The organism is Thauera sp. SDU_THAU2, assembly GCF_038260575.1.
In the GTDB taxonomy this organism is placed as follows: domain Bacteria; phylum Pseudomonadota; class Gammaproteobacteria; order Burkholderiales; family Rhodocyclaceae; genus Thauera.
Genome location: NZ_JBBWUN010000003.1, coordinates 3,631,981 through 3,649,417, shown reverse-complemented (window position 1 = coordinate 3,649,417; position 17,437 = coordinate 3,631,981). Strand labels below are relative to the sequence as shown.

At 66.7% G+C, this 17,437-nt stretch carries 16 protein-coding genes and 1 pseudogene; 13 read left to right on the top strand and 4 right to left on the bottom strand.

Annotated features, from left to right (window positions below):
* Positions 1–37: 37 nt before the first annotated feature.
* A complete protein-coding gene (locus tag AAFL97_RS18825; protein ID WP_341646214.1) occupies positions 38–487 on the bottom strand; it encodes a hypothetical protein in 450 nt (149 codons plus the stop codon).
* 155 nt (positions 488–642) lie between these two features.
* Here AAFL97_RS18825 and argS point away from each other — a divergent pair.
* The 5 genes and pseudogenes from argS (at position 643) to AAFL97_RS18800 (ending at position 5,031) form a co-directional block, all read left to right on the top strand.
* Positions 643–2,404: pseudogene (gene argS, locus AAFL97_RS18820) on the top strand (arginine--tRNA ligase).
* Between the two features lie 15 nt (positions 2,405–2,419).
* Positions 2,420–3,049, top strand: coding sequence for an SPOR domain-containing protein (locus AAFL97_RS18815; RefSeq protein ID WP_068636267.1), 630 nt, complete (start codon positions 2,420–2,422; stop codon positions 3,047–3,049).
* 82 nt (positions 3,050–3,131) lie between these two features.
* On the top strand, positions 3,132–3,767 hold the full coding sequence (locus AAFL97_RS18810) for a thiol:disulfide interchange protein DsbA/DsbL (protein ID WP_263460616.1): 636 nt from the start codon (positions 3,132–3,134) through the stop codon (positions 3,765–3,767).
* On the top strand, positions 3,764–4,204 hold the full coding sequence (locus tag AAFL97_RS18805; RefSeq protein WP_341646213.1) for a PilZ domain-containing protein: 441 nt from the start codon (positions 3,764–3,766) through the stop codon (positions 4,202–4,204). Before AAFL97_RS18810 ends, AAFL97_RS18805 begins: the two co-directional genes overlap by 4 nt.
* Positions 4,205–4,215: 11 nt before the next feature.
* On the top strand, positions 4,216–5,031 hold the full coding sequence (locus AAFL97_RS18800; RefSeq protein WP_341646212.1) for a helical backbone metal receptor: 816 nt from the start codon (positions 4,216–4,218) through the stop codon (positions 5,029–5,031).
* On the opposite strand, the gene AAFL97_RS18795 is transcribed toward AAFL97_RS18800, so the two are convergent.
* The 3 genes from AAFL97_RS18795 to AAFL97_RS18785 form a co-directional block, all read right to left on the bottom strand.
* Positions 5,028–5,486, bottom strand: coding sequence for a putative toxin-antitoxin system toxin component, PIN family (locus AAFL97_RS18795; RefSeq protein ID WP_341646211.1), 459 nt, complete (start codon positions 5,484–5,486; stop codon positions 5,028–5,030). The two genes, AAFL97_RS18800 and AAFL97_RS18795, sit on opposite strands and share 4 nt — an antisense overlap.
* A 76-nt stretch (positions 5,487–5,562) precedes the next feature.
* Positions 5,563–7,389 carry a class I poly(R)-hydroxyalkanoic acid synthase gene (gene phaC, locus AAFL97_RS18790; RefSeq protein WP_341646210.1) on the bottom strand — a complete coding sequence of 609 codons (1,827 nt, stop codon included), beginning with the start codon at positions 7,387–7,389 and terminating at the stop codon, positions 5,563–5,565.
* A 51-nt stretch (positions 7,390–7,440) separates the two neighbouring features.
* Positions 7,441–8,463 carry an MBL fold metallo-hydrolase gene (locus tag AAFL97_RS18785; RefSeq protein ID WP_341646209.1) on the bottom strand — a complete coding sequence of 341 codons (1,023 nt, stop codon included), beginning with the start codon at positions 8,461–8,463 and terminating at the stop codon, positions 7,441–7,443.
* A gap of 173 nt (positions 8,464–8,636) precedes the next feature.
* On the opposite strand from AAFL97_RS18785, the gene AAFL97_RS18780 reads away from it, so the two are divergent.
* The 8 genes from AAFL97_RS18780 to lldD all read left to right on the top strand — a co-directional run bounded on the left by AAFL97_RS18780 (position 8,637) and on the right by lldD (position 17,435).
* A complete protein-coding gene (locus AAFL97_RS18780; RefSeq protein ID WP_341646208.1) occupies positions 8,637–9,095 on the top strand; it encodes a MerR family transcriptional regulator in 459 nt (152 codons plus the stop codon).
* A gap of 121 nt (positions 9,096–9,216) precedes the next feature.
* The gene (locus tag AAFL97_RS18775) at positions 9,217–9,699 is read left to right on the top strand and encodes a PaaI family thioesterase (protein ID WP_341646207.1); all 483 of its coding nucleotides are present in this window, start codon (positions 9,217–9,219) and stop codon (positions 9,697–9,699) included.
* Positions 9,700–9,724: 25 nt separating this feature from the next.
* Entirely contained in the window at positions 9,725–10,867 is a 1,143-nt protein-coding gene (gene can / locus AAFL97_RS18770) for a carbonate dehydratase (RefSeq protein WP_341646206.1), read from the top strand.
* Positions 10,868–10,904: 37 nt separating this feature from the next.
* Positions 10,905–12,116, top strand: a complete 1,212-nt coding sequence (locus AAFL97_RS18765) for an acetyl-CoA C-acetyltransferase (RefSeq protein WP_341646205.1) — start codon at positions 10,905–10,907, stop codon at positions 12,114–12,116.
* A 14-nt stretch (positions 12,117–12,130) separates the two neighbouring features.
* Positions 12,131–13,264 carry an acyl-CoA dehydrogenase gene (locus tag AAFL97_RS18760; protein WP_341646204.1) on the top strand — a complete coding sequence of 378 codons (1,134 nt, stop codon included), beginning with the start codon at positions 12,131–12,133 and terminating at the stop codon, positions 13,262–13,264.
* Between the two features lie 344 nt (positions 13,265–13,608).
* Positions 13,609–15,369 (top strand): L-lactate permease, encoded by a 1,761-nt coding sequence (locus tag AAFL97_RS18755; RefSeq protein ID WP_341646203.1) that lies wholly within the window; start codon positions 13,609–13,611, stop codon positions 15,367–15,369.
* An 83-nt stretch (positions 15,370–15,452) separates the two neighbouring features.
* Positions 15,453–16,241 carry a transcriptional regulator LldR gene (lldR, locus tag AAFL97_RS18750; protein WP_341646202.1) on the top strand — a complete coding sequence of 263 codons (789 nt, stop codon included), beginning with the start codon at positions 15,453–15,455 and terminating at the stop codon, positions 16,239–16,241.
* Positions 16,242–16,301: 60 nt separating this feature from the next.
* Positions 16,302–17,435, top strand: a complete 1,134-nt coding sequence (gene lldD, locus AAFL97_RS18745; protein ID WP_341646201.1) for an FMN-dependent L-lactate dehydrogenase LldD — start codon at positions 16,302–16,304, stop codon at positions 17,433–17,435.
* Positions 17,436–17,437 lie beyond the last annotated feature (2 nt).

The window sequence follows — 17,437 nt, the reverse complement described above, 5'->3', positions numbered from 1 at the left end:
TATGCAGGCGCGGCGGGCGTTCAAGCGGAGTGGCGGTTCAAGCCAGCAGGTCGGACGGGGACGATGTCGGCGGGGCGCGGCAGCGCGGCCGGAGCGGGGAGGCGTCGGGGACGGGGAGTGCTGCGGCTTCCGGTGGCCGCAGCATCGCGGCGTGATGGGTGCGGGCGGGAGAAGAGCTGCCCAGCGGCATGTCGATGCCGCTCAGCGCCAGGCATTCGAGGCAGGCGCCGGCGACGTGCCCGCCGTCGCTTTCGGCCTCGCCGGATGCGTCGGGCATGCTGTCGGCGTTCCCGCCTTGCAGCAGTTCTCCGGCATGGCCGACGAGGTGGATCCGGGCCTCGCCTTGCACCGCAAGCAGGGCCAGCGCCAATGCCAGTGCCCATGTCAGCCGGGCCATGACGCTGCCCGCGCATGCCCACGAAGCGGCACTGCGCGGTGGTGCGGCGGCGCGGCGGATGTGGGGTGGAACGGCCGAGGCGGGGAGCATGGCCGGATTCTATGGGGACTGCGCCTTATCCGCAACATTGTTGCGATAGTGGCGAATCATGCTTCCGGCGTCTTGTAATTCGCGCTCACATGCCTGCCGCGGAGCGTGGAGGGCGATCCGCTATAATCCAAGGTTTAGATTTCCAGCCGAGTGCCATGAGCGCCGACCCCAAAATCCTGCTGACCGACCTGCTGAAAACCGCGCTGAAGAGCGTGGCACCGGATCACGCCGACACCCCCATCCTGCTGGAGCGCCCGAAACAGGCGAACCACGGCGACTTCGCCACCAATCTCGCGCTGCAGCTCGCCAAGCCGCTGAAGCGCAACCCGCGCGATCTGGCGGCGCTGCTGCTGGCCGAACTGCCGGCGTCGAAGCTGGTGGCCAAGTCCGAAGTGGCGGGCGCGGGCTTCATCAACTTCACTCGCCGCCGATGCCAAGACCGCGGTCGTCGCCGAGGTGCTGGCCAGGGGCGCGGACTTCGGCCGCGGCGCGGCCAAGGGCGTGAAGGTGCAGGTGGAGTTCGTCTCCGCCAACCCGACCGGGCCGCTGCACGTCGGCCACGGCCGCGGCGCGGCCTACGGCGCCTCGCTGTCGGACGTGCTGGCCTTCGCCGGCTTCGACGTCACGCGCGAGTACTACGTCAATGACGCCGGCCGCCAGATGGACATCCTGGCGCTGTCGACCTGGCTGCGCTACCTGGCGCTGTTCGGCATCGAGATCGCCTTTCCGCCCAATGCCTACCAGGGCGACTACGTCACCGGAATGGGCCGCGACATGCGCGATGCCCATCAGGACCGTTTTGCCCGCGTGAGCGCCGCACAGGTGCTGGCCGGCACGCCGGGCCTGCCGCCCGCCGAGCGTAACGACGACGACGCCAAGCAGCAGCGCGAGGAGCACCTCGACGCGCTGATCGCCAACGCCAAGCGCCTGCTCGGCGACGACTACGCCTGGGTGCATGGCTTCGCCCTGAACGAACAGCTCGGCGACGGCCGCGACGACCTCGGCGAGTTCGGCGTGCGTTTCGACAAGTGGTTCTCCGAGCAGAGCCTGTTCGACACCGGCCTGGTCGAGCGCGCCGTCGAGCAGCTCGAGAAGCAGGGCCACATCTACGTCCAGGACGGCGCCAAGTGGTTCCGCTCCAGCGCCTTCGGCGACGAGAAGGACCGCGTCGTGCAGCGCGAGAACGGGCTGTACACCTATTTCGCTTCCGACATCGCCTACCACCTCAACAAGTACGAGCGCGGCTTCGACCGCATCATCGACATCTGGGGCGCCGACCATCACGGCTACATCCCGCGCGTGAAGGGCGCCATCGCCGCGCTCGGCCTGCCGCCGGAAAAGCTGGAAGTCGCGCTGGTGCAGTTCGCGGTGCTGTACCGCAACGGCCAGAAGACCTCGATGTCGACCCGCTCGGGCGAGTTCGTCACCTTGCGCGAGCTGCGCCAGGAAGTCGGCAACGACGCCTGCCGCTTCTTCTACGTGCTGCGCAAGTCGGACCAGCATCTGGACTTCGACCTCGACCTGGCCAAGAGCCAGAGCAACGAGAACCCGGTCTATTACGTGCAGTACGCCCACGCCCGCGTGTGCTCGGTGCTGAACCAATGGGGCGGCGAAGCGTCCGAGCTGGCAGGTGCCGACCTCGGCCTGCTGCAGCACGAACGCGAGCTGGCGCTGTGCGCGCGCCTGGCGGCTTTCCCCGAACTGGTGCAGAACGCCGCCGCCGACCATGCGCCGCATCAGGTGGCTTTTTATCTGAAGGATCTCGCCGCCGATTTCCACGGCTGGTACAACGCCGAACGCATGCTGGTCGAGGACGAGGCGCTCAAGCTCGCCCGCCTGGCGCTTGCCGGGGCGGTGCGCCAGGTGCTGGCCAGCGGCCTCGCGCTGCTCGGCGTGTCGGCGCCGGAATCGATGTGAGTTTCGGAGAGTTTCGTGAGTCGTGATCGCAAATCTGCCCGCAAGCCTGCGCGCGCACCGTCGCGCAGCGGCGGCAGCACCCTGATCGGCATCTTCATCGGCCTGGTGTTCGGCGCGCTGATCGCCGCCGGTGCGGCCTGGTATTTCACCCGCGCCAATCCCTTCCAGTCGGCTCCGACGGCTTCGCGCATGCCGCCCAGCGAGCGCCAGGCGCCGGCCGCACTGCCCGGCAAGCCGGGCGACCGCCCGGTGGCGAAGCAGGATTTCGAGTTCTACAAGATCCTGCCCGACGGCGACAACGTGCCCGCCCCGGCCGAGCCGCCGGCGCGCCCGCAGCGGCCGCCGGTGGTGAACGTGCCTGCGCAGCAGGCGCCGGCGCCGGTGCAGGAAGTGTCGGTGAAGCCGGCCGAGCGCCTGTACCTGCAGGTGGGTGCGTTCGAGAACCCGGGCGAGGCCGACAACCTGAAGGCGCGCCTGGCGCTGGCCGGCATCGAAGCCAGCGCCCAGCGCGCGCAATTGGCCGACGGCCGGGTCGTGCATCGGGTGCGCATCGGCCCGTTCTCGCGGCCCGAGGACATGAACCCGACCCGCGCGCGGCTGGCCGAAGCCGGCTTCAATGCCTCGGTGAGCCGCAGTGCACCGTGATGCCCGATACTTTCCGGATCGCCGGGAACGCGAAAGCGTTGCCGGCGTCTGAAGGCCGTTATCGAACCTGGAGTGAGCCTGAATGAACCGTCGTGATGTCCTGAAGCAGCTTGCCGCCGTGTCCGCAGCCCTGCCGCTCGCCAATCTCGCCTGGGCCAAGGATCCGTTCGTGGTCCTGAATCCGGCTCAGCCGACCGACGATCCGTCGAAGATCGAGATCATCGAGTTCTTCCACTACGGCTGCCCGCACTGCCGCGACTTCGATCCGCTGGTCGCGGCCTGGAGCAGGAAGCTGCCGGCGGACGTCAGCTTCCGCCACGTGCCGGCGATCTGGAACAACCCGCAGCTCGCCGCGCTGGCGCGGCTGTTCTACGCCGCCGAAGCCTCGGGCGACCTGAAGACGCTGCATGAAAAGGTGTTCGTCGCGGTCCAGGACGAGCGCCGGCCGCTGCATACCGAGGACGGCGTGCGCGAGTGGATCGACGGCAAGGTGGCCGATCCGGCCAAGTTCATGGAGGCCTACAAGTCCTTCGGCGTCAATTCCAAGCTGCAGCGCGCCGACCAGCTCGCGCGCGCGATGAAGATCCAGGGCGTGCCGACGGTGGCCGTCGATGGCCGCTTCCTGACCTCGGCCTCGATGGCGGGCAGCCACGACGGTGCGCTGCAGGTCGTCGACCAACTGGTCGAGCGGATCCGCAAGGAGCGCGGCGGGAAATGAGCGAGACGCGCGCCGCACCGGTGCCGCCCCGGGGCGACGAGGCTCCGGCCGAGCGCCGGGGCTGCCAGCGCTTCGTCGCCCGGCGCCGGGGCGAGCCCTGCTTCTGGGTGGTGATGGACGGGGTGCGCATCCCGCTCAACGATCTGTCCGCCGACGGTTTCTCGTATCCGTCGGCAACGCCGCCCGCCAGTGGCGAGGTTTTCGATTTCGTGCTGCAACGCGAAGGCGTGCCGGACGAAATCCGCGGCCGCGCCGTGGTCGTGAACTTCCTCGCGGCGTCGGCGCAGGTCGGCTGCTCCTTCACCAGCCTCGACGGCGACGGCGACGGTGCCGAGCGCCTGCGCGACTGGCTGATCGCCCACGTGCTGATGACCGCGACGGTCCGCATCACCGAAAAGGATGCGGCCGCGATCGTGTCGGGACCGTCGCTGATCTAGGCGGGGCAGGGGTGGCTACTCGCCAAGCGAACGTCGATGCCCTCGGCCGGGCGCACCCGCCGGCGGGGCCCGATGCCCGCATCGTCTCGCTGGTGCCGTCGCTGACGGAGCTGATCTTCGACCTGGGCCTGGGCGAGCGGCTGGTGGGCCGCACCGGCTTCTGCATCCATCCCCGCGAAGCCTTGCGCGCGGTGCCCAAGGTCGGCGGCACCAAGGACGTGAAGCTCGACGTGCTGAAGGCGCTCGCGCCGACGCACCTGATCGTCAATATCGACGAGAACCGCAGGGAAACGGTCGATGAGCTGGCGGCATTCGTGCCGCATGTGATCGTCACGCATCCGTGCACGCCGGCCGACAACCTCCAGCTCTACCGCCTGTTCGGCGGCATGTTCGATCGCGACGCCGAGGCGGCAAGGCTGTGCACGGCACTGCAGTCCGCGCTGGACGATGCCGCCGCGCTGCGTGCAGGCCTGGCCGACGAGGCGGTGCTGTACCTGATCTGGCGGCAGCCGTGGATGACGGTGGCGCGCGACACCTACATCGCGGCGATGCTCGAGACGGTCGGCTGGCGCAGCTTGCCGGAGAAGGCGCAGAAACGCTATCCGGAGTTCGAGTGGGCGCTGGCGGAGCAGGCTGCGCGGGTCTTCCTGTCGTCCGAGCCCTACCACTTCAACGACAGCCATCTGGCGGAAGTCGAGGCGCTCGGCAAGCGCCCCGCGACGCTGATCGACGGCGAGATGGTGTCGTGGTACGGCAGCCGGGCGGTCGCCGGGCTGCGCTACCTGATCGCGCTGCGCCGTCGCCTGGCCGGCCTGGCGACCGGCTAACGCTCCGGCGGCGCTGCCGGGGCGAGCGTTTCGGCGCTGAAGCGCTCGGGCGTCGTCACCCGGTAGCGGCCGCTCAGCAGGCGGTGCCGTCCGGCCCGCAGCAGCAGCTTGTCGCGCGTCAGCAGGTGGCTGGCGCCGGCGTCGAAGGCGATTTCGAGGAATTTCTGGTCGTCGCCGTCGCGGCAGACGGGGAGCGCGCGCGCTTCGCCCGCGGCCGTCTCCGGCAGGATCTCGACCCGGCTGCGATAGTCCGCCAGCAGCGCATGCTGCGCATCCTCGCCGAGCCTGAACTGGGAATAGGCGAGCACGTGCCGCAACTCGGTCAGCGCGTCCTCGCGCGACACGAGCGTGCAGGCGCCGCCTTCGATCCAGTCACGCAGCGAAGCGAGGCGGGGATCGCGAAACATCCACAGCGCGAGGATGGTGTTGGTGTCGAGGACGAGCCGGGGGGGCATGGAAGGCATGGGGGGGCGGCAACGAAAAACGGGGAGGGTCGCCCCTCCCCGCTCGTTTCCGGCCGCTTCGCCGCGATCAGGCCGCTTGCGTGGCGTCGATGCGCATCTTGACGAAGGAGCCCGGGGCGTCTTCCAGCACCTTCAGCTTGCCCTTGGCCGGGTCGCGCGGATCGGCCTGCTCGCTGTCCATGGCGGTCAGCCACGCCTGCCAGTCGGTCCACCACGAACCCGGGTGCTGCTGCGCACCGGCCAGCCAGTCGTCGGCGCTGCCGGGCAGCTTGGCGGCCGGGTTGATCCAGTAGCCGTACTTGTTGGCCGCCGGCGGATTGACGATGCCGGCGATGTGGCCCGAGCCGCCCAGCACGAAGCGGACCGGACCGCCGAAGTTGCGCGCACCCATGTAGGTGCTCTTCCACGGCGCGATGTGGTCTTCGATGGTCGAGATGAAGTAGCACGGCGTCTTGATCTTGCCGAGGTCGATCGGCACGCCGTCGACGTTGATGCCGCCCGGCTCGACGAGGCGGTTTTCCATGTACAGCTTGCGCAGGTAGAAGCTGTGCATCTTGGCCGGCATGCGGGTGGAGTCCGAGTTCCAGTACAGCAGGTCGAACGGGAACGGATCCTTGCCGAGCAGGTAGTTGTTGACCACGAAGGACCAGATCAGGTCGTTGGCGCGCAGCATGTTGAAGGTGCCGGCCATTTCCGAGCCTTCCAGGTAGCCGCGCTCGAACATCTTCTTCTCGAGGCTGGAGATTTGGCCTTCGTCGATGAAGACGCCGAGTTCGCCCGGATCGGAGAAGTCGGTCATCGTGGTGAAGAAGGTCGCGGCCGAGATCCGGCTGGACTGCTTCTTGGCGGCCAGGTAGGCCAGCGTGGTGGCGAGCAGGGTGCCGCCCAGGCAGTAGCCGGCGGCGTTGACCGACTTCTCGCCGGTCTGCTGCTCGATGGCGTCGAGCGCGGCGAGCGTGCCTTCGAGCAGGTAGGAATCGAACAGCTTGTCCACATGGCGTTCGTCCGGGTTCACCCACGAGATGACGAACACGGTGTGGCCCTGGTCGACACACCACTTGATGTAGGAATTCTTCTCGCGCAGGTCGAGGATGTAGAACTTGTTGATCCAGGGCGGCACGATCAGCAGCGGCTTCTTCAGCACCTTGTCGGTGCTCGGCGTGTACTGGACCAGCTGCATCATGTCGGTCTGGAACACGACCTTGCCCGGCGTCGTGGCGACGTTCTTGCCCAGCTCGAAGGCCGTGGTGTCGGTCATCTTGACGCGCAGCTGGCCGCCGCCGTCCTCGACGTCGCGCAGCAGGTTGTTCAGGCCCTTCAGCAGGTTCTGGCCGCCGCTCTTGACGGTTTCGCGGAAGACTTCGGGGTTGGTGACGGCGAAGTTCGACGGCGACAGCGCGTCGATGTACTGGCGGGTATAGAAGTTGACCTTCTTTTGGGTCTGCTCGTCCAGGCCGTCGACGCAGCACACGGTGTCATGGATGTGGCGGGCGGCGATCAGGTAGGACTGCTTGATGAAGTCGAACAGGAAGTGCTGCTCCCATTCCTCGTCCTTGAAGCGCTTGTCGGTCTTCTCGGGGGCGGCGATCGGCGAGGCGTTGAGGCCGGCGAAGCGCATCATCGAGTGCTGCCACAGCGAGAAGTAGTCCCACACCAGGTTCATCTGGGCCTGGGCGAGCTTGTACGGGTTCGACAGCAGCTTGGCCATCATGTCCATGAAGGCCTGGGCGATGCCCAGTTCGTCGGCGGGGGCGGTGATGCCCTTCTTCAACTGGCGATTCACGTGATCGCTGATCAGGTGCGAGGCACGGCGGGCAACGTCGGCGTAGGTCTTGGCGACCTCCTGCGGATCGGGCAATTCGGCGCGAGGGGTTTCGGTGGAAGGTGCAGCCATCTTAGTTTGAACTCCTGGTTGGCGACCGGAATGTCTCTCCGGCTGGTTTCTTCATTGTTTGCTGTCGATGAAACGGATCAGGCCGTCCGCGCCGACTTCCCGGCGGAGCTCTCCCCGCTCCTCCAGGTAGTTGAGGTGGGCAATGGCCTCCCCCATGGCGAACATGACCTGATGGGTGTCCAACTCGCGCGGAAACAGCGTCGCCAGCACTTCGCCCGCCGTTCGTGCGCTGCGGCATTCGGCCCGCAATGCTGCGCAGCGCTCGCGGTGGTGGGCGACGAGTTGCTCCACTCTTGACCGGATACCCTTGAAAGGCCTGCCGTGCGATGGTAGCACGAGCGTGTCATCGGGCAAGTTGCAAAGTTCCTGAATCGAGTCGAGAAAGTAGCCGAGGGCGTCATCATGCGGCGTTGCAGCATGGACGCTGACGTTGGTCGAAATGCGCGGCAGCAGCATGTCGCCGGAGATGAGCACGCCGAGCTCGGCGCAGTACAGGCTGGCGTGCTCGGGAGCGTGGCCGTAGCCGACGACGACGCGCCATTCCCGGCCGTCGATCTGCAGGGTGCTGCCGTGGCGCAGGCGCTCGTAGCGCGAAGGCAGCTCGGGGATGCCGCGGCGGTAGGCGTTGCCGCGCGTTGCCAAAGCCGTCGCCGGGGCATCGTCGAGGCCGTGGGCGCGGAACTGGGCCACCATGTCCTGCACGTTGTATCCCGGCAACTGGTGCCAGATCGCATGGCCGAGGAGATACTCCCCCAGCGTCATGTGTATGCTGGCGCCATTGCGCGCGGCCAGCCAGGTCGCCAGGCCGATGTGATCCGGATGGTGATGGGTGACGACGACGCGCGTGACCGGGCGCGGATCGGCATCGAGCACGCCGCTCCAGGCCTGGCGCGTGTCGTCGGAGCCGTAGCCGCAGTCGACGATCACGCGTTCGTCGCCGTCGTCCAGCAGCCACAGGTTGATGTGGTCGAGCGCGAAGGGCAGGGGCATCCGCACCCAGTGCACGCCGGGGGCGACTTCGGTGGCATGGGCGGCGGCAGGGAGGTCGGGAAAGGGGTAGTGCAGTGGGGACATCGGTCTGTCTTCCTGTTGGGCTCGTGCTGTAGCGGCTTGCGGCGGCCTGGCGTTGCTCAAACTGCCGAAATCTGCTTAACTCTCGCTGTTTTGTATAATTTTTGGTTTATAAAACAATATCTTGCTGTTTGTGCCGCGCCTCATGCGGTGTCAGCGGCCATCCCGGACGACCCATGGGCGACGAACAAACCTACACCATCACCGAGCTCGCACGCGAATTCGACATCACACCCCGTGCGATCCGCTTCTACGAAGACCAGGGGCTGCTGGCCCCGGCCCGCGCCGGGCGAGCCCGCATCTACACCAAGGCCGACCGCACCCGCCTCAAGCTCACGCTGCGCGGCAAGCGCCTGGGCCTGTCGCTCGCCGAGATCCGCGAACTGCTCGACATGTACGGCGGCGTACACAATTCCGCTTCGCAGCTCGAACTCTTCCTCGACGTGCTGAAGGAGCGCCGTGCGGCGCTGGCACAGCAGCGGCTCGACATCGAGGCCGTGCTGCTCGAGATCGACATGCTCGAACAGCAATGCCACGCCCTGCTCGGCCACAATGCCGCAGGTGCCGCGGCGGCAAGGGCGAAGCTGGTGAAGCACATCGACGGTGTCGGTACCGACCGGGTCGACGCCGACTGAGTGGCGCGCCGCGGTGCCGCTCCATCGAGCTTAATATTACGTTGACGTAAACGTAAAAACAAAGAAAATACGCGCCGGAACACAAGAATCCCCCCAGCACGCGCCCGCCGAGGAGACCGCCATGCGCCCGGAAATGCCGCAGTTTCAGCCCAAGGACCCCGGCTACGCCGCCCGCGTGCGGGCGAGTTTCGAGCTGCAGCAGGCGATGGCCCTGATCGGTGCGCAACTGGCGGTGATCGAGCCGGGCTATACCGAGATCCACCTGGCCAACAAGCCGGAAATCACCCAGCAGCACGGCTACATCCACGGCGGCGTGGTCGGCATGATCGCGGATTCCGCCGCCGGCTATGCGGCCAACACGCTCACGCCCGCCGACACCAGCGTGCTGACGGTGGAGTACAAGCTCAACCTCGTCGCCCCGGCCGACGGCCAGCGCCTGGTGGCGCGCGGCGAAGTCATCAAGCCCGGCCGCACGCTGATCATCACCAAGGCCGAAGTGTTCGCGATCCGCGACGAGCGCTGGACGCTGTGCGCGATCATGCAGCAGACCATCATGGCCATGCAGGGCAAGAACGAGCGCCAGGGCCGAGGGTCCGAAGACTGATGCCATCACGAGCCGAGGAACTCACATGTCTCTGAACCTGCGCGCATTGACGCCGTCCGACACGGCCGAACTGGAGCAGGTGCGCCAGTTCTTCCGCAACTACGCCGCCTGGCTGGGCGTCGATCTCAGCTACCAGGGCTTCGCCGACGAAGTCGCCAACCTGCCGGGTGCCTACGGCGAGGCCGACGGGCGCCTGTTCTTCGCCGAACTGGACGGCCGTCCGGCCGGCTGCGTCGGCGTGCGGCGCTTTTCCGAAGGCGTCTGCGAGATGAAGCGGCTCTACGTCGATCCCGACGTGCGCGGCCACGGGGTGGGCCGCAAGCTGGCGCTGGCGGCGATCAAGGCGGCGCAGGCGCTGGGTTACCGCCGCATCCTGCTCGACACCCTGCCGGCGATGCGCATCGCCGTGAAGCTGTACCGCGAGTTGGGTTTCACCGAGGCGCCGGCTTATTACCCCAGCCCGATCGAAGGCACGATCTTCCTGACGCTCGACCTCGCGCAGTGGTCCGAGGAGCAGGTGAACAACGAAAGCCTGCTGCACCTGTTCGACTACAACCAGGCCTGGTCGCGCCAGATGCAGCAGCTCGATCCGAGCTTCTTCGAGAAGCTGTCCCATCTGCAGAGCCCGGACTACCTGTGGATCGGCTGTTCCGATTCGCGCGTGCCGGCCAACCAGATCGTCGGCCTGCTGCCGGGCGAAGTCTTCGTCCACCGCAATGTCGCCAACGTCGTCGTGCATACCGACCTGAACTGCCTGGCGGTGATCCAGTACGCGGTGGATGTGCTGAAGGTCAAGCACATCATGGTGGTCGGCCACTACGGCTGCGGCGGCGTCAAGGCGGCGCTCGACCGCGCCCGCGTCGGCCTCGTCGACCTGTGGCTGCGCCACGTGCAGGACGTGCATGTGCGCCACCTGCAGGCGGTCGATACGCTGCCGCCCGAATTGCGCCACGACCGCCTGTGCGAACTGAACGTGCTCGAACAGGTGGTCAACGTCGCCCAGACCGTGGTCGTGCAGGACGCCTGGCACAAGGGCCAGCCGCTCACCGTGCATGGCTGGATCTACGGCCTGAAGAACGGCCTGATCCGCGATCTCGGCCTCAACGTCAGCCGCCCGCAGGATCTGATGCCGCGCTACGTGGCGGCGCTCGACGCGCTCGGCCACTGAATGCGGCCAACAAGCAAACATCAATGAGGAGAACAGCATGTCCGATCCCGTCGTCGTCGTTTCCGTCGCCCGCACGCCGCTGGGCGGTTTCCAGGGCGATCTGTCCGGCCTGAGCGCACCGCAGCTCGGCGCCGTCGCCATCAGCTCGGCAGTCGCGCGCGCCGGCCTGGCGCCGGAGCAGGTGCAGGAAGTGATCATGGGCTGCGTGCTGCCCGCCGGCCTCGGCCAGGCGCCGGCCCGCCAGGCCGCGCTCGGCGCCGGCCTGCCGCTGTCGGCCGGCTGCACCACGATCAACAAGGTGTGCGGCTCGGGCATGAAGGCCACGATGCTGGCGCACGACCTGATCCTCGCCGGCACCAACGAGGTGATGGTCGCGGGCGGCATGGAGTCGATGTCCAACGCCCCTTACCTGCTGCCCAAGGCGCGCGCCGGCTACCGCCTCGGCCACGGCCAGACGCTGGACCACATGTTCCTCGACGGCCTGGAAGACAGCTATTCGAAGGAAAACAAGGGCCGCCTGATGGGCACTTTCGCCGAGGACTGCGCCGGCCATTTCGGCTTCAGCCGCCAGGCGCAGGACGAATTCGCCGTCGCCTCGACCACCCGTGCCCAGGCCGCGATCAACAACGGCGACTTCAACTGGGAAGTGGTGCCGGTGACGGTGTCCGGGCGCAAGGGCGAGGTCGTCGTCGACAAGGACGAGCAGCCGCTGAAGGCGCAGATCGACAAGATTGCGTCGCTGAAGCCGGCTTTCCGCAAGGACGGCACGGTCACGCCGGCCAACTCCAGCTCGATCTCGGACGGCGCCGCGGCGCTGGTGCTGATGCGCAGATCGACCGCCGACCGGCTCGGCCTGAAGCCGGTCGCCACCATCGTCGGCCATGCCACCCATGCGCAGGAACCGGCCTGGTTCACCACCGCGCCGGTGGGCGCGATGCAGAAAGTGCTGGACAAGGCCGGCTGGCGCAGCGACGAAATCGACCTGTGGGAAATCAACGAAGCCTTCGCCGTGGTGACGATGGCGGCGATGCACGAGATGAAGCTGCCGCACGACAGGGTCAACGTCAATGGCGGCGCCTGCGCGCTGGGCCACCCGATCGGCGCGTCCGGCGCCCGCATCCTGGTGACGCTGATCGGCGCGCTGCGCAAGCGCGGGCTGAAGCGCGGTATCGCCAGCCTGTGCATCGGCGGCGGCGAGGCGACGGCGGTGGCGATCGAAGTCGACGCGGCCGTCGGCTGCGGCGGCTGAAAGGAGCATCGACCATGATTCTGACCCAGGAACAGGAACTCGTCCGCGACTCGATGCGCGCCTTTGCCCAGGAGCGCCTGGCGCCTTTCGCTGCCGAATGGGACCGCAAGCACACCTTCCCGCGCGAGGCGCTGAAGGAGCTGGCCGAACTCGGCGCGCTCGGCATGGTGGTGCCGGAGGAGTGGGGCGGCGCCGGCATGGACTACATGAGCCTGGTGCTGACGCTGGAGGAAGTCGCCGCTGGCGACGGCGCCACCTCGACCATCCTCAGTGTGCAGAACTCGCTGCCCTGCGGCATCCTCAACCGCTTCGGCACCGAGGCGCAGAAGGAAGCCTGGCTCAGGCCGCTGGCCCGCGGCGAGAAGCTGGGCTGCTTCTGCCTCACCGAGCCGCACGTCGGTTCCGACGCCGCCGCCATCCGCACGACCGCGGTGCGGGAAGGGGATGAATGGGTGCTGAACGGCGTCAAGCAGTTCATCACCACCGGCAAGCACGCCGACGTCGCCATCGTCTTCGCCGTCACCGACAAGGCGGCGGGCAAGAAAGGCATCACCTGCTTCCTGGTGCCGGCCGATGCGCCGGGTTATCAGGTCGGGCGCATCGAGGAGAAGATGGGCCAGCGGGCCTCGGACACCACGCAGATCCTGTTCGAGAACTGCCGCATCCCGGCCGGCTCGGTGATCGGCGCCGAAGGAGAAGGTTACAGGATTGCCCTGTCCAATCTGGAAGCCGGCCGCATCGGCATCGCCGCCCAGTGTCTCGGCATGGCGCGGGCCGCGCTGGAAGCGGCGATCAAGTACGCGCAGGAGCGCGAGACCTTCGGCAAGCCGATCTTCGAGCACCAGGCAGTCAACTTCCGCCTCGCCGACATGGCGACGCAACTGGAAGCGGCGCGCCAACTGGTATGGCATGCCGCCAGCCTGAAGGACGCCGGCCGGCCCTGCCTCAAGGAGGCCTCGATGGCCAAGCTGTTCGCTTCGGAAATGGCCGAGCGGGTGTGCTCCGATGCCATCCAGGTGCATGGCGGCTACGGCTACGTCACCGACTTTCCGGTCGAGCGCATCTACCGCGACGTGCGGGTGTGCCAGATTTACGAAGGCGCCAGCGACATCCAGCGCCTGGTGATCGGGCGCGCGCTGGCGGGCTGAACACCCGCGCTCGGCTTCTCCGCCAGCTTTTCGATGAGGGCCGGCCCGCTCGGGATGAGCGGGCCGGCCCTCGTTTTTTGTTCCGACATGAGGTGAATGTTTCCGCACGTCTCAACTGGTCATACCAGTGCCATGATAATGGTTTGCTGATGTTGCGCTACAGAAGTGAGTTTTTCGGGTTTTACCCAGGCATTTCCGGGAAAAGTTAATAAGTATAATTGTGCCCTGCATCAGTAGTTTTAAATTGGTAATACCAGTTCAAGGGTATTCCAGACCGGTGTACAAAACGAAGGCGCGGGCCTGCCGCAATGGCCGCGTAAAGACATTTTCTGGAGATATGACGCATGAGCCTCGGATATACGCTTCTGGCCCTTGCACCAATTGCAGTGGTTTTTCTCTTGATGGTGGTACTGGGGCGCTCGGCCAAGCTCTCCATGGGCTCGGCCTATCTGGTCACCGCCTTGCTGGCGCTGTTCGTCTGGCAGGCCCCGGGCGCGATGGTGGCGGCAGCCACGGTCAATGGTGTGGTGACTGCCCTCACTCTGTTGTTCATCGTCTTCGGCGCCATCCTGCTGCTCGCCACGCTCAAGGAGAGCGGCGCATTGCGGGCGATTCGGCAGGGCTTCATGGACATCTCGCCCGACCGCCGGGTCCAGGTCATCATCGTCGCCTGGCTGTTCGGCTCGCTGATCGAAGGCTCGTCCGGCTTCGGCACGCCGTCGGCCGTCGGGGCGCCGCTGCTGCTGGCGCTGGGCTTCCCGGCGATGGCCTCGGTGATGGCGGTGCTGGTGATCCAATCGACGCCGGTGTCCTTCGGCGCGGTAGGCACGCCGATGCTGGTGGGGGTGCGCTCGGGCATCGACAACAAGGCCGACATCGCGGAGCTGATTGCACCGATGCAGCCGATGGACTACCTGCTGGACATCGTCACCAACGTCGCTTTCCTGCATGCGACGGTCGGCTTCGTCATTCCGCTGATCCTGTGCGGCATGCTCACCCGCTTCTTCGGTGCCAAGCAGTCGTTCACCGAGGGGCTGAAGGCAGCGCCTTTCGCCATCTTCGCCGGTATCGCCTTCACGCTGCCCTACTACCTGATCGCCAAGATACTGGGGCCGGAGTTCCCGTCGATGGTCGGCGCGCTGGTCGGTCTGGTCATCGTGGTCACCGCTGCCAAGAAGGGCTTCCTGGTACCCAAGGAAAACTTCGACTTCCCGCCGCGCGCGGCCTGGGAGGAGAAATGGCTGGGCACCGTGACCTCCGACGATTCGGTGCAGGGTGCTTCCAGGTTCTCCGTGCTGCGCGCCTTCTCGCCCTACGTGCTGGTCGTGGCGCTGCTGATCCTCACCCGCACCATCGCGCCGCTCAAGGCTTTCCTGACCGGACCGCTGACGACGTTCAAGATCCCCGCGCTGTTCGGTACCAGCATTTCGCCGTCGGTGCAGCTGTTCTATTCGCCCGGCTTCATCCTGATCCTGGTGTCGCTCGCCTGCATCGTCATCTTCAGCATGACCGGGCGGCAGTTCATGCGCGGGGTCAAGTATTCGGCCATCACCATGGTGGAAGCCGCGCCGGCGCTGCTGCTGGCCGTGCCGATGGTGCAGGTGTTCATCAACTCGGCAGCGGCCGACGGCTCGATGCTCAGCATGCCGCTGGTGCTGGCGCAGGGCGCTGCCGCCATGGCGGGCGACGCCTGGCCCAACGTCTCGCCGTGGGTGGGCAGCCTGGGGGCGTTCATCGCCGGCTCGAACACCGTCAGCAACATGATGTTCTCGTACTTCCAGTTCTCCACCGCACAGCAGATCGGCTTGAACATCGACCAGTCGGCCGTCGTCGTGGCGCTGCAGGCGATCGGCGGTGCGGCGGGCAACATGATCTGCGTGCACAACGTCGTGGCTGCGGGCGCAGTGGTGGGGATGCTCAACCGCGAAGGCGAGATCATCCGCAAGACCCTGGTGCCGATGAGCTACTACTGCATCCAGGGCGGCCTGATCGGCCAGGCGCTCATCACCGGCAACGTGATGTGGTGGGCGGCGGCGGTGGTGTGGCTGGCGCTGGTGCTGGGCGTGTTTTCCGCGCTCAAGGGCAAGCCGTTGGCGGTACAGTGACGACTTCCGAAGCCTGAGCCGCACGCGGGGCATCCTTGGGGATGCCCCGCGTGCGGCTCGCCTTGAACGCCGGTACGACCTGCATGCGACTATCCGACAAAGTGACCGAGCAGTTGCACGCGCTCGTGCGAAAGGGACAATGGCAGCCCGGCCAGCGCCTACCCGGCGAGCGGCAGCTCGCGGTGGAGCTCGGCGTCTCGCGCACCTCCCTGCGCGAAGCCATCCAGCGGCTGATCAGCCAGGGCGTGCTGTACAGTCGGCATGGCGACGGTACCTACGTGCAGAGCCCCGGGCATTCCTTTCTGTCGCCCGGCCCGCTGGAGCCGCTCGCCACGCTGCTGAGCCAGGATCCCGAGTATCGCTACGACGTGCTGGAGGCCAGGGCCGCGCTCGAGAGCAGCACGGCCTGGTATGCGGCGCTGCGGGCCACGCCCGAGGACAAGGCGCGCATTCGCCGCTGCTTCGACGTCATGGTGCACCACCAGCAAAGCGGCGACTACGAGCTGTCGGCCCGTGCCGACGCGCAGTTCCATCTCGCCATCGCCGAGGCGGCACACAACGTGGTGCTGCTGCGGGTGATGTACAGCCTGTTCGATCTGGTGTTTTCTACCGTGATGCAAAGCCGGCACACGATGTTCACACTTGCATCGTCGGAAGGTACGCTCGAAGCGCTGACCGAGCAGCACCAGGAACTGATGCAGGCCATTCTGGAGGGTGATCCGGCGCGCGCGCGCGCCGCCATCGAATCTCACCTGATCTATGTGCGCGACACCGTACGCCGCCTCGACGACGACGATGCCCGCCGTGCCCGCTACGGGCGACTGCCCGAATCCCTCAAAGCGCCATCGGTCATTCCGGATGGCGTCCGTTGATCTTCACGGCCCCATGCCCTTGCCGGGCATGGGCGCTGCCTTAACAAAGGAAGCCCTGTCATGATCATTTCTTCTGCCAGCGATTACCGAGTTGCCGCGCAAAAGCGCCTGCCGCCCTTCCTGTTCCATTACCTCGATGGCGGCGCCTACGCCGAGAAGACCTTGCGCCGCAACGTCGAAGACCTGGCCGAGGTCGCGCTGCGCCAGCGCGTGCTCAAGGACATGAGCCAGCTCGACACCAGCATCGAACTGTTCGGCGAGAAACTCTCCATCCCCGTGGCCCTGTCGCCGGTCGGCCTCACCGGCATGTATGCGCGCCGCGGCGAAGTGCAGGCCGCGATGGCCGCCGACAAGAAGGGCATCCCCTTCACCATGTCCACCGTGTCGGTGTGTCCGATCGAGGAAGTCGTACCCAGGCTGAGCCGGCCGATGTGGTTCCAGCTCTATGTGCTCAAGGACCGCGGCTTCATGCAGAACGTCCTGGAGCGTGCCCAGGCGGCCGGCTGCTCGACCCTGGTGTTCACCGTCGACATGCCGGTGCCCGGCGCTCGCTACCGCGACGCGCACTCCGGCATGAGCGGCCCCAACGCCGCCATGCGCCGCTACATCCAGGCCGCGCTGCATCCGCAATGGGCCATCGACGTCGGTCTCAACGGCAAGCCGCATACGCTGGGCAACATCTCCACCTACATGGGCAAGAACGTCAACCTGGAAGACTACATGGGCTACCTGGGGGCCAACTTCGACCCCTCGATCTCGTGGAAGGACCTGGAATGGATCCGTGAATTCTGGAAGGGCCCGATGGTGATCAAGGGCATCCTCGACCCCGAGGACGCCAAGGACGCGGTGCGCTTCGGCGCCGACGGCATCGTCGTCTCCAACCACGGCGGCCGCCAGCTCGACGGCGTGCTGTCGTCGGCGCGCGCCATGCCGGCCATTGCCGACGCGGTGAAGGGCCAGATCAAGATCCTGGTCGATTCCGGCATCCGCAACGGCCTGGACGTGGTGCGCATGCTTGCCCTCGGTGCCGACTGCACCATGATCGGCCGTGCCTTCATCTACGCCCTGGCTGCCCAGGGTCAGACCGGCGTGTCCAATCTGCTCGACCTGCTGGAAAAGGAAATGCGTGTCGCCATGACGCTGACCAGCGTCAAGAACGTTGCCGAAATCACCGGCGATCTGCTGGTCCAATAAGT